8 protein-coding genes and 1 pseudogene are annotated in these 12,873 nt (G+C 68.5%); 8 read left to right on the top strand and 1 reads right to left on the bottom strand.

Going from position 1 to position 12,873, the window contains the following annotated elements; translation table 11 throughout:
- Window positions 1-21: 21 nt before the first annotated feature.
- The 6 genes from glcF to ACV22W_RS28550 all read left to right on the top strand — a co-directional run bounded on the left by glcF (window position 22) and on the right by ACV22W_RS28550 (window position 8,155).
- The gene (gene glcF, locus ACV22W_RS28575; protein ID WP_448022813.1) at window positions 22-1,242 is read left to right on the top strand and encodes a glycolate oxidase subunit GlcF; all 1,221 of its coding nucleotides are present in this window, start codon (window positions 22-24) and stop codon (window positions 1,240-1,242) included.
- 22 nt (window positions 1,243-1,264) lie between these two features.
- A complete protein-coding gene (locus ACV22W_RS28570; protein WP_175910763.1) occupies window positions 1,265-1,669 on the top strand; it encodes a GlcG/HbpS family heme-binding protein in 405 nt (134 codons plus the stop codon).
- A gap of 37 nt (window positions 1,670-1,706) precedes the next feature.
- The gene (locus ACV22W_RS28565; RefSeq protein ID WP_448022812.1) at window positions 1,707-3,881 is read left to right on the top strand and encodes a malate synthase G; all 2,175 of its coding nucleotides are present in this window, start codon (window positions 1,707-1,709) and stop codon (window positions 3,879-3,881) included.
- Window positions 3,882-4,429: 548 nt separating this feature from the next.
- Window positions 4,430-5,992, top strand: coding sequence for a sensor domain-containing diguanylate cyclase (locus ACV22W_RS28560; RefSeq protein ID WP_448022811.1), 1,563 nt, complete (start codon window positions 4,430-4,432; stop codon window positions 5,990-5,992).
- Window positions 5,993-6,099: 107 nt separating this feature from the next.
- The gene (locus tag ACV22W_RS28555; protein WP_448022810.1) at window positions 6,100-7,479 is read left to right on the top strand and encodes a cache domain-containing protein; all 1,380 of its coding nucleotides are present in this window, start codon (window positions 6,100-6,102) and stop codon (window positions 7,477-7,479) included.
- 31 nt (window positions 7,480-7,510) lie between these two features.
- Window positions 7,511-8,155: a response regulator gene (locus ACV22W_RS28550; RefSeq protein ID WP_448022809.1), complete on the top strand. Its 645-nt coding sequence runs from the start codon at window positions 7,511-7,513 to the stop codon at window positions 8,153-8,155.
- A gap of 107 nt (window positions 8,156-8,262) precedes the next feature.
- On the opposite strand, the gene ACV22W_RS28545 is transcribed toward ACV22W_RS28550, so the two are convergent.
- Window positions 8,263-8,859 carry an MlaC/ttg2D family ABC transporter substrate-binding protein gene (locus ACV22W_RS28545; RefSeq protein WP_448022808.1) on the bottom strand — a complete coding sequence of 199 codons (597 nt, stop codon included), beginning with the start codon at window positions 8,857-8,859 and terminating at the stop codon, window positions 8,263-8,265.
- A 327-nt stretch (window positions 8,860-9,186) separates the two neighbouring features.
- On the opposite strand from ACV22W_RS28545, the pseudogene hpnN reads away from it, so the two are divergent.
- Together hpnN and ACV22W_RS28535 are read left to right on the top strand one after the other, a co-directional pair.
- Window positions 9,187-11,818: pseudogene (gene hpnN / locus ACV22W_RS28540) on the top strand (hopanoid transporter HpnN); the annotation flags it as partial.
- Entirely contained in the window at window positions 11,814-12,818 is a 1,005-nt protein-coding gene (locus tag ACV22W_RS28535) for an MlaA family lipoprotein (protein WP_448022831.1), read from the top strand. The pseudogene hpnN and the gene ACV22W_RS28535, both read left to right, overlap by 5 nt.
- Window positions 12,819-12,873 lie beyond the last annotated feature (55 nt).

Genomic DNA, 12,873 nt, shown 5'->3' with positions numbered 1-12,873 from the left:
CAACCCGACTTCGAACCGCCGATGCAAACCAATCTCAGCGAAGCCAGCAAGGCCCTCGACCGGGCCGACGAAGCGGAAGCGATCCTGCGCGCGTGCGTGCACTGCGGCTTCTGCAATGCGACCTGCCCGACCTACCAGGTGCTCGGCAACGAGCTCGACGGGCCGCGCGGACGCATCTACCTGATCAAGCAAATGCTCGAGGGCGAACCGTGCGGCGAACGCACGCAGCAGCATCTCGACCGCTGCCTGACCTGCCGCAACTGCGAGACGACCTGTCCGTCCGGCGTGCGCTATCACACGCTGCTCGACATCGGCCGCGCGGAAGCCGAGAAGCGCGCGCGGCGTCCGGCGCGCGAGCGCCTGCTGCGCGCCGGCCTGCGTCACGTCGTGCCGCGGCCGGCGACCTTCGCCGCGCTGCTGAAGGCCGGCCGCGCGCTGCGCCCGCTGCTGCCCGGCACGCTGCAGGACAAGATCCCGGCCGCCGTGCCCGCCGCCACGCCGCGCCCGCCCGTGCGCCATGCCCGGCGCGTGCTGATGCTGGAAGGCTGCGTGCAGCCTTCGCTGTCGCCGAACACGAACGCGGCCGCCGCGCGCGTGCTCGACCGGCTCGGCATCAGCGTGACGCCCGCGCGCGAGGCCGGCTGCTGCGGCGCGACCGAATATCACCTGAACGCGCAGGAGGCCGGGCTCGCACGCGCACGCCGCAACATCGATGCGTGGTGGCCCGCAATCGAGGCCGGCGCGGAAGCGATCGTGCTGACGGCGAGCGGCTGCGGCGCGTTCGTGAAGGAATACGGCGACCTGCTGCGCTCCGACCCCGTCTATGCGGACAAGGCGCAACGTGTCAGCGCGCTCGCGCGCGATCTCGCCGAAGTGATCGCGGCCGAGCCGCTCGACGCGCTGGCGGATGCGACGCAGCGTCGCGTCGCGGTTCATTGCCCGTGCACGCTGCAGCACGCGCAGCGGCTCGGCGGCGCGGTGGAAAGCATCCTGACGCGGCTCGGCTTCGATCTGACGAATGTCGCCGACGGCCACCTGTGCTGCGGCTCCGCCGGCACCTATGCGCTGACGCAACCCGAACTCGCCACCAAACTGCGCGACAACAAGCTCGACGCGCTCGAAGCCGCACGGCCGGACCTGATTGTCACGGCCAACATCGGCTGCCAGACTCACCTGAACGGCGCGGGCCGCACGCGCGTGCGCCACTGGATCGAGCTCGTCGACAACCGACTCGTCAACTGACCGCTGATTCCGGAGGAACGCAATGAAAACCAAGCCCGAACTCGAACTCGCCGACGTCGACCGCATGCTCGCCGCCGCCCGCGCGGAGGCCGAGCGTCACGGCTGGGCCGTGTCGATCGCCGTCGTCGACGACGGCGGCCACCTGCTCGCGTTCGCGCGCCTCGACGGTGCATCGGCGGCCAGCGCCTGCATCGCTCAGGACAAGGCGCGCGCGGCGGCGCTCGGCCGCCGCGAGACGAAGGCGTATGAGGATATGATCAACGGTGGCCGCACGGCGTTTCTGAGCGTGCCGCTGACGGGGTTGCTCGAAGGCGGCGTGCCGGTAACGGTGAACGGCCGCATTGCGGGCGCGATCGGTGTGTCTGGCGTAAAGTCCGAACAGGATGCGCAGATCGCCCGCGCCGGCACACAAAGCGTCGCGGCCTGATCCGCGCGCGTTTTTCATTCCCCCGGGAGGAATCACGATGATCGACCAAGCAGGACTGCAAGTCGCGCCAGCGCTGAGCCAGTTCATTGAAAACGAAGCACTGCCGGGCACCGGTATCGACAAGGCCGCCTTCTGGAGCGGTTTCTCGGCCCTGGTGCACGACCTCGCGCCGCGCAACCGCGAACTGCTCGCGGAACGCGACCGCCTGCAACAGGAACTCGACGCGTGGCATCGCGCGCACCCCGGCCCGGTGCGCGACCATGCCGCGTATCGCGCGTTCCTCGAACGGATCGGCTACCTCGTGCCGGTCCCGTCGAACGTCGCGGCAGCCACCGCGAACGTCGACAGCGAGATCGCGACGCAGGCCGGCCCGCAGCTCGTCGTGCCGCTGTCGAACGCGCGCTATGCGCTGAACGCCGCGAACGCGCGCTGGGGCAGCCTGTACGACGCACTGTACGGCACCGACGCACTGCCCGAGGACGGCGGCGCCGAACGCACCTCGGCCTACAACCCGACGCGCGGCCAGCGCGTGATCGACTACGCGCGTGACGTGCTCGACAACGCGGCGCCGCTCGCGAGCGGCTCGCATCGCGATGCGCTGCGCTATCGCGTGGAGGACGGCCAGCTCGCCGTCGAAACCGGCAAGGGCGTCGTGCACCTCGCACAGCCGGCGCAGTTCGTCGGTTATCAAGGCGCGGCAGGCGCACCGTCCGCGATCCTGCTGCAGCACAACGGCCTGCACCTCGAGATCCAGATCGACGCGTCGACCCCCATCGGCCGCGCCGATCTCGCGAACGTGAAGGACGTCGTGCTCGAAGCCGCGGTCAGCACGATCATCGACTGCGAGGATTCGGTCGCGGCGGTCGACGCCGACGACAAGGTCCAGCTCTATCGCAACTGGCTCGGCCTGATGCAGGGCACGCTGGTCGAGGAAGTCGCGAAGGGCGGCAAGACCTTCACGCGCCGCCTGAACGCCGATCGCGAATACACGACGCCGGCCGGCGGCACGCTGACGCTGCACGGCCGCTCGCTGCTGTTCGTGCGCAACGTCGGCCACCTGATGACCAACGGCGCGGTGCTCGACCGCGACGGCAACGAGATTCCGGAAGGCATCCTCGATGGCGTCGTCACGGTGCTGTGCTCGCTGCACGACCTGAAGGCGAAGCGCAATTCGCGCACGGGCTCGATCTACATCGTGAAGCCGAAGATGCACGGCCCGGTCGAAGTCGCGTTCGCCGACACGCTGTTCACGCGCATCGAGGACCTCTACGGCCTGCCGCGCAACACGCTGAAGATGGGCATCATGGACGAGGAGCGCCGCACCAGCGTGAACCTCGCCGCCTGTATCGCGGCCGCCGCCGCGCGCGTCGCGTTCATCAACACCGGCTTCCTCGATCGCACCGGCGACGAGATGCACACCGCGATGGAGGCGGGCCCGATGATCCGCAAGGGCGACATGAAGTCGTCGGCGTGGATCCAGTCTTACGAGCGCAACAACGTGCTCGCGGGCCTGTCGGCCGGCCTGCGCGGCCGCGCGCAGATCGGCAAGGGCATGTGGGCGATGCCGGACCTGATGCACGCGATGCTCGAGCAGAAGATCGCGCATCCGCGCGCCGGCGCGAACACGGCGTGGGTGCCGTCGCCGACCGCCGCGACGCTGCACGCGCTGCACTACCACCTCGTCGACGTGCAGGCCGTCCAGCAGGAACTCGAGAAGACGCCGTATGCGAGCGAACGCGACGCGCTGCTCGAAGGCCTGCTGACCGTGCCGGTCGTCGAACGCGCCGAGTGGAGCGAGGCCGAGATCCTGAGCGAGGTCGAGAATAACGCGCAGGGCATCCTCGGCTACGTCGTGCGCTGGGTCGAACAGGGCGTCGGTTGCTCGAAGGTACCGGATATCCACGACGTCGGCCTGATGGAAGACCGCGCGACGCTGCGCATCTCGAGCCAGCACATCGCGAACTGGCTGCGCCACGGCGTGATCACCGAGGCGTTCGTGCTCGACGTGTTCAAGCGGATGGCGCGCGTCGTCGACCAGCAGAACGCCGGCGACCCGAACTATCGCCCGATGGCGCCCGGCTATGACCAGTCGACGGCATTCAAGGCCGCATGCGCGCTGGCGCTGCAGGGCACGTCGCAACCGAGCGGTTATACCGAGCCGCTGCTGCATCGGTTCCGGCTCGCATACAAGGCACAGCAGCACGGTGCCTGAACCTTCGCATGCGGGCTTTCCCGCATGCGGTTTCGCGAAACGGGCGGCCACGATGGCCGCCCGTTTTTCATCTGCGAATTTACGTGAGCACTGAAATCGATAATCGATCCGTATTGTGCAACTTCAAGTTCCCGCGTCACCTGCCGTTAAAGCAGTAAAACCGGCGACCGTGAAATGTGCACCGCTCTAACTGGCGCGAAGCCTTTCACCGCAACGCTTCACGCACGACTGGCAAGTATTGGCCACGGCGATAATTTGATCCGGATCAACGCTGCGCAACATTCTGCGCGTAGACAAATGCGCGCGTTATACTCGGATCAATCCGCGCTGCCCGATTCGTCGGATCGTCGAATCGCGGCCAATCCTCCCGGTGAATGGAGTGATTCTTGCGGCTAATCCGGCCGCAATCATCGACGATCGGTTCCAGTTCTCCGGTCGATCGGGCGGCATGCGCATCGGAGACGCGCGTACCGGATCGCCGCCGGCAAATCATACGAACAATCGCATCGGCCCGCCGCCTGGCGGCGATGCCCTTCGATCCACGGACCATGGCAGAAACCGACTACGCAATGCCCAGCGAATCCGGCCTGACGGGCCGTATCGCCGCGCAATTTCGCCGGTTCCTGCTGCCGCACCTGATCTTCTATTCAGGCCTGCTGATCGCGCTGCTCCTGTTGCTGCTGTGCGCCATCGTGCTGTACGAAGGCCGCATCGACGCACGCGATCGCGCGCGTACCACCCAGCAGAACATCGCGCTGATGGCGTCGTGGGACATCGAGCGCAACATCGAGATCTATGCGCTGTCGCTGCAGGCGGTCGTCGACGGCTCGAACGATCCCGCGGTCGCCGCGCTGCCGATGTCGCTGCGCCGCCAGGTGCTGTTCGACCGCGCGACGACGGCCAAATACCTCGGCGGCATCTATGTGCTCGATGCGAACGGCGACATCGCGGTCGACGGCATGAGCGACGTGCCGCGCAAGGCCAACTTCGCCAACGAACCGTATTTCACGGTGCACCGCGACCACCCGAACGTCGGCCTGTACGTCAGCGATCCGTACCATTCGCGGCTGCGCGGCGGCTCGCTGAGCATCGCGCTCAGCCGACGGATCACCCGGCCCGACGGCTCGTTCGGCGGCGTTGCCGTGATGTCGATCCGGCTCGAATATTTCCAGAACCTGTTCTCGCGCCTGGCGCTCGGCGATCGCGGCTCCGTCGCGCTGATCAACACCGACGGCCGGATGGTTGCACGCAAGCCGTACGATCCGGCGATCGTCGGCCGCGACATCACCAAGGCCAGCACGTTCCGGCACTTCATGACCGCGAACGAGGGCAGCTTCGCCGATACCGCGTCGATCGACGGCGTGCGGCGCCTGTACGTGTTCCGGCATCTCGACAACCTGCCGCTGATCATCATGGTCGCGCGCTCGGAGGCCGACACCTATGCCGCGTGGTACGACCGCGCGCTCCCGATCGGCTCGGCAATGGTCATGCTCGCGCTCGGCTTCGTCGGCTTGTCGCTGCTGCTCGACGTGCAGTTGCGCAAGCGCCACCGCGCGGAAACCGAACTGCAGGCCCTCGCGCGCACCGACGGCCTCACCGGCCTCGACAACCGCCGCATGCTCGACGTCACGCTCGCGCGCGAATGGCGCCGCGCGGCACGCTCGCAACACGCGCTGTCGCTGCTGTTCGTCGACGTCGACCACTTCAAGCGCTACAACGACACGCAAGGCCACCAGGCCGGCGACGACGCGCTCGCCGCGGTTGGCCGCTGCATCGCCGGCTGCCTGCGGCGCCCGGCCGACTATGCGGCGCGCTACGGCGGCGAGGAGTTCGTCGTCGTGCTGCCCGACGTCGACACGCCGGGCGCCGTGGCGATCGCCGAAGCGATCCGCACCGGCATCCTCGATCTCGGCATCCGGCACGCCACGGGCTCGTCCGACCGCCTGACCGCGAGCATCGGCGTGACGACCTGCTATCCGGAACGCGACGACAGCATCCAGGCAGCGCTGAAGCTCGCCGACGACGCGCTGTACCGCGCGAAGGAACGCGGGCGCAACCGGGTCGACGTGCAGACGGCCGCGAGCGTCGACCGCGCGCCGCGGCGCGCCTGAGCCACGGCGAGCCGCCGCCTCGCCGCCCGCGGGCGAAATCGCCGACAATGTCGGCTCGCCGCCGCGCGACACGTGTGCCGGCCGGCCCGCGCCCGCTTCACACCACCATGAGACTCAAGGCAAAGATTTTCCTCCTGGCCATCGTGCCGTTCCTGCTCGCGATCGCCGGCATCGGCTTCGGCGTGCGCCAGCAGGCGACGTCGCTCGCGCGCACGCAGCACGCGACGATCCAGGCCGCCTACCTGTCGAGCAAGGAAGTCGAGCTGAAGCATTACGTCGAGCTCGCGACGAGCGCGATCATGCCGCTGTACGACGCGAGCGGCCGCAATGCGCGCGACGATGCGTTGCTGCGCACGCAGGCGCTCGCGATGCTGCAGAAGATGGATTTCGGCCCCGACGGTTATTTCTTCGTATACGACCTGCACGGCAATGCGCTGATGCACCCGCGCGAGCCCGAGCGCGTCGGCCACAACTACTGGTCGATGCGCGACCCGCAGGGCGCGCTGACGATCCAGCAGCTGATCGGCGCCGCGTCGCACGGCGGCGGCTATGTACGCTACACGTGGCAGCGGCCGTCGACGGGCAAGTCCGCGCCGAAGCTCGGCTACGTCGTCGCGCTCGAACGCTGGGGCTGGATGGTCGGCACCGGCATCTATCTCGACGACGTCGACACCGCGCTGCAACGCATCGACGCGCGCGCGTCCGCGAACATCGAGCGGACGATGAGCTGGCTCACCGCGATCGCGCTGACCGGCGCGGCGGTGATCGCCGTCTGCGCGCTGGTGCTGAACGTCAGCGAGTCGCGCAGCGCCGACGCGAAGCTCAAGCAGCTCGCGCAGCGTGTCGTCGAATCGCAGGAGCAGGAGCGCGAGCGGCTGTCGCGCGAACTGCATGACGGGATCAGCCAGATGATGGTGTCCGCGAAGCTGATGCTCGAATCCGCGCTCGCGCGCTTCGAGCGCGGCGCGACGCGCATGCCCGAAGCCGAGCAGGCGCTCGCGTCCGGCGTCGCGCGGCTCGGCGACACGCTGCGCGAGGTGCGGCGCATCTCACATGCGCTGCGCCCGGCGATGCTCGACGATCTCGGCCTCGCGGCCGCGCTCGAGCAGCTCGTGCGCGAACTCGGCGCGGAAAGCGGCATCGACATCGGCTATACGCAGGTGGCGCACAGTGGCGCGCGGCCGTTGCCCGCGCCGGTCAATACGGCGCTGTTCCGGATCGCGCAGGAGGCGCTCAGTAACATCGTGCATCATGCGCAGGCGTCGCGCGCCGCCGTCACGCTCGACGTCGGCGCGCATTCCGTCACGCTGACCATCGCCGACAACGGCTGCGGCTTCGATGCCGAGCGGTCGCAGACCGATGCGCGCCGCGGCATTGGCCTGCGCAACATGCGCGAGCGCCTCGACGCGCTCGGCGGCACATTGACGATCACGTCGCAGGTCGGCCACACCGTCGTGGCCGCGCGCGTGCCGCTGCGCGCCGCCTGAGCGCGCGCCCCATAACCGGAGACCTTGACCCATGAGCGCCCCCGACACCGCCCGGCCCGCCGCCCGATTGCTGCTCGTCGACGATCACCCGCTCGTGCGCGACGGCTTGCGGATGCGGCTCGAAGCGGCCGATCTGTCCGTGGTCGGTGAAGCCGGCAACGCGGACGAGGCGCTCACGCTCGCCGCGTCGCTCGAGCCCGATCTCGCGCTGATGGACGTCGGCATGAACGGGATGAACGGCATCACGCTCGCCGGCGTCTTCCACGAGCGCTTTCCGGGGATTCGCGTGCTGATGCTGTCGATGCACGACAACATCGAGTACGTGACGCAGGCCGTGCGCGCCGGCGCAAGCGGCTATCTGCTGAAGGATTCGCCCGCGAGCGAGATCGTGCGCGCGATCGGCGCGGTGCTCGCGGGGCAGACGTTCTTCAGCGAAGGGCTTGCCGCGCGGATGATCCAGGCGAGCGCGGCCGCGTCGCCGCTCGACCGCCTGACGCCACGTGAACGCGACATCCTCGATGCGCTGGCCGAGGGGCTGTCGAGCAAGCAGATCGCACAGCAGACGGGGCTGTCGGTGCGCACGGTGGAAACGCACCGGCTCAATCTGAAGCGCAAGCTCGAGATCGAAGGGCAGGCGGAGTTGATCAAGTTCGCGGTCGAGCATCGGCGGCGGTAGCGCCTCCGGCACCGGTGCCGCGTCATTCCGAACCCGCAACGAAAAAGGGCGCCCGAGGGCGCCCTTGATACATGCCGCATGTTGAACAGTCGGCCGACTGGCGGCAATCAGTTCGTCCGCGAGTTGTGTTTCTGCAGATACGCGATCAGGCCGTCGATGCCGCCCGACGCGAGCTGGCTCTTGAACTGCCCCTGGTAGACCTGGATCAGCCACGCGCCCGACATGTCGATATCGTAGATTTTCCAGTCGTTGCCGATCTTGCCGAGGCGATAGCCGACCGACTGGCTGTCGCCCGGCGTCGTGACCGTCGACTGGACCAGCGCATCGGCGCCCGACGCGCCGCCGGCCTTGAACGAGAACTTCGCGTCCTGGCCGCCGAGCTGCGCGAGTGACGCAGCATAGGTGCGCGTCATCAGCAGCTTGAACTGCTTGTACAACTCCTGCTGCTGTTGCGGCGTCGCCTGCTTCCAGGCATCGCCGACCGCGATGCGGGTCGTGCGTTCGAAGTTCGTCGCGGGCAGGAAGCGCTGCTCGACGACTTGCGTGACTTTCGCCATGTCGCCGCCGCGCGCACCCGGATCGGCCTTCATCGCGTTGACGGTGCCTTCGACCGCATTGCGGACGATGTCGACGGGCGCGCTCTGCGCGAAAGCGGAAACCGACACGGCGGCCGCCGCGACGAAAGCAAACAGATGACGTTTCATACGGATATCGCACTCGATGAGAAAAAACGGCCGGCGGATTGCATCGATGGCATCGGCCGGTGGGTCGAAGTATAGCGGCCCGGCGGCCGGCCTGCCGCGCAGTGACCGACTGTTACCTTTCAACCCCTTTTGTCACAGGCCCCGCCGCGGCGCAAGGCCGACCGATTATGTAAGCATCCCCATACAAATCGCCGGGCACCAGGAGCCGATTCCTGCGCCGCGGAGCAAATATCCTTCCCGCCCCTTTACGCTCCATCGTCGCGACCGACGCCACGTTGCGCCGGTATACTCGTTGTTTTGTCCTTGCCAGCCCCTCCCCACCGCCACATGGTGACATCTCTCATCGTCCGACTCGTCGCATGGTCGGTACGCCGCCCCGTCTGGGTCGTCGTGCTGTCGCTCGTCGTCGCCGTCTTCAGCGGCGTCTACGTCGCGCAGCACTTCAAGATCAACACGGACATCAGCAAGCTCGTCGACGCGGAACCCCAGTGGGCCGCGCTCGGCCAGGCCGTCGACAAGGCCTTCCCGCAACGCAACGGCACGATCCTCGCGGTGGTCGAGGCCCCGGCACCCGAATTCGCGACCGCCGCCGCGCACACGCTCACCGAAGCCCTGCAGAAGCAGGCCGACGCCGGCCGCATCGGCCAGGTCGCCGAACCCGGCGGCGGCCCGTTCTTCGAGCACAACGGGCTGCTGTTCCTGTCGCCGCAGGAAGTGACGGACACGACGACGCAGCTCGCGAGCGCACGGCCGCTCGTCAACGAACTCGCGAAGAATCCGAGCCTGACGGGGCTCGCGACCACGCTGTCCACCACGCTCGGCCAGCCGCTCCTGACCGGCCAGGTGAAGCTGCCCGCGATGGCGAAGCTGCTCGCGCGCAGCGCCGCGACCGTCGACGACGTGCTGGCCGGCAAGCCCGCCGCGTTCTCGTGGCGCGGGCTGGTCGACAGCGATGCCGCACGCCAGCCGGCCCGCGCGTTCGTCACGGTGCAGCCGGTCGTCAACTATGGCGCGCTGAAGGCCGGCGCCGAAACGACCCAGGTGATCCGCGACACGGCGAAAGCGCTCGGCCTCGAGCAACGCTACGGCGCGATCGTGCGCATGACCGGCGAACAACCGCTCGCCGACGACGAATTCGCGTCGGTGGAAGACGGCGCCGCGCTCAACGGCGCGCTCACGCTCCTCGCCGTGCTCGTGATCCTGTGGCTCGCGCTGCGCTCGAAGCGGATGATCGGCTCGGTGCTGGTCACGCTGTTCGTCGGCCTCGTCGTGACCGCGGCGCTCGGCCTCGCGATGGTCGGTTCGCTGAACATGATCTCGGTCGCGTTCATGGTGCTGTTCGTCGGCCTCGGCGTCGACTTCTCGATCCAGTACGGCGTGAAATACCGCGAGGAGCGCTTCCGCGATCCGCGCATCGATCACGCGCTGATCGGCGCCGCGCACTCGATGGGCATGCCGCTCGCGCTGGCCACCACGGCGGTCGCGGCGAGCTTCTTCTCGTTCATTCCCACGGCCTATCGCGGCGTGTCCGAGCTCGGCCTGATCGCGGGCGTCGGGATGTTCGTCGCGCTGCTGACCACGCTCACGCTGCTGCCCGCGCTGCTGCGCCTGTTCGCGCCGCCGGGCGAATCGAAGACGCCGGGCTTTCCGTGGCTCGCGCCGGTCGACGACTTCCTCGATCGCCATCGCAAGCCGATCCTGATCGGCACGCTCGCGGTCGTGATCGGCGCGCTGCCGCTGCTCGCGTTCCTGCACTTCGACTTCAATCCGCTGCACCTGAAGGATCCGAACAGCGAATCGATGGCGACGCTGCTCGCGCTGAAGGATTCGCCCGAAGCGGCCGTCAACGACGTCACGCTGCTCGCGCCGTCGCTCGCCGAGGCAGACGCGGCCGCGAAGCGCCTCGACGCGCTGCCGGAAGTCGGCCGCACGACGACGCTGTCGACCTTCGTGCCGGCCGACCAGCCGGCCAAGCGCGCGGCGATCGCCGCGGCCGCGAGCGACCTGCTGCCCGCGCTGACGCAACCGGCCGCGCCGGCCGCGACCGACGCGCAGCGCGTCGCCGCCCTCAAGCGCGTGTCGGACCTGCTGAGCTACGCGGCGGAAGATCACCCGGGCCCGGGCGCGGCCGCCGCCCAGCATCTGTCGGCATCGCTCGCGAAGCTCGCCGCCGCCGACAGCGCGACGCGCGACCGCGCCGAACGCGCATTCTCCGACACGCTGCGCATCGCGCTCAATCAGCTCGCGACGCTGCTGCAGCCGCAGGACATCACGCGCGAAGCGCTGCCGCCGCAGCTCGTGCGCGACTGGATCGCGCCGGACGGCCACGCGCTCGTGCAGATTTCGCCGAAGGTGCCGAAGGGCGTCGACCCGAACGACGACACGATGCTGCGCCGCTTCGCGAAGGCGGTGAAGGCCGCTGAGCCGGGCGCGATCGGCGGCCCGATCTCGATCCTGCATTCGGCCGACACGATCATCAACGCGTTCCTGCACGCGGCGCTGTGGTCGATCCTGTCGATCACGATCCTGCTGTGGATCACGCTGCGCCGCTTCGGCGACGTGCTGCGCACGCTGGTGCCGCTGCTCGTGTCGGGGCTCGTCACGCTCGAGATGTGCGTCGTGCTCGGCATGTCGCTGAACTTCGCGAACATCATCGCGCTGCCGCTGATGCTCGGCGTCGGCGTCGCGTTCAAGGTGTACTTCGTGATGGCGTGGCGCGCGGGCCAGACGGGCCTGCTGCAATCGAGCCTCACGCACGCGGTGCTGTTCAGCGCCGCGACGACCGCAACCGCCTTCGGCAGCCTGTGGCTGTCGCATCATCCGGGCACGTCGAGCATGGGCAAACTGCTCGCGCTGGCCTTGACCTGCACCCTGATCGGCGCCGTGGTGTTTCAGCCCGTCCTGATGGGCAAACCGCGCGTCAAACGCGCCAAAGAACCAATCGCAAGGAAATAATGAACCAGGTGCGAATCATTGCGGCGACCGTCGCTGCCAGCGCGATGCTGAGCGGCTGCGCGACGGGCCCGAACCGCAACCCCAACGACCCGCTCGAGCCGATGAACCGGGCGATGTACAAGTTCAACGACACGGTCGACACGAACATCGCCGTGCCGATCGCGAAGGGTTACCAGAAGGTCACGCCGACGCCCGTGCGCACCGCGATCAGCAACTTCTTCTCGAACCTCGGCGATCTCGGCAACATGGCGAACAACCTGTTGCAGCTGCGCATCACCGATGCGACGCAGGATCTGATGCGCGTGGCGATGAACTCGGTGTTCGGCGTCGGCGGCCTGATCGACATCGCGACACCGGCCGGTTTGCCGAAGCATCACCAGGATTTCGGGCTGACGATGGCGCGCTGGGGCATGCCGTCCGGCCCGTACCTCGTGCTGCCCGTGTTCGGGCCGAGCACGATCCGCGACGGCGTCGGCCGCGCGGTGGACGTCCGCTTCAACCTGCTCAACTACATCGAGCCGGCCGCGCGCAATCCGATGTACATCGCGCAGTTCATCAGCGCGCGTTCGGACCTGCTCGGCGCGACCGATCTGCTGAAGCAGGCGGCGCTCGATCCGTACTCGTTCGTCCGCGATGCGTATCTGCAGCAGCGCAAGTCGCTGACGTATCGCGGCCAGTCGGCGTCGGCCACGCCGCCGAACTACGCCGAGCCGGGTGAATCGGGCGCGGTGCCGGCGGCCGCGCCGACCGTGCCGGGCTTGCCGAATTACGAGGATCCGGGCGAGTCGGGCGGCGCATCGGGCACGGCACCGAACAACGCACCGGCCGCGCCGGGGTTGCCGCAGTACGACGATCCGGGTGCGGACGGCGCGATGCCGGCGAGTGCGCCTGCAGCGGCGCCGACGGCTGCGTCGGCCGGGGCTGCGACCGCGCCGGCCGCCAACGGCGCGCCGATCGCGCCGGCGATGCCGACGGTGCCCGCGAGCGGTCCGGCCGCGCAGTAACGCGCTCGGCATCCGCCCGCAAGCCGAAGAGCGCTGCATCATGCAGCGCTCTTTT

The sequence above is a fragment of the Burkholderia sp. AW49-1 genome, from assembly GCF_053427845.1.
Note: the sequence above shows the minus strand (reverse complement) of the source record. Positions and strands in the feature narration are given on the sequence as shown.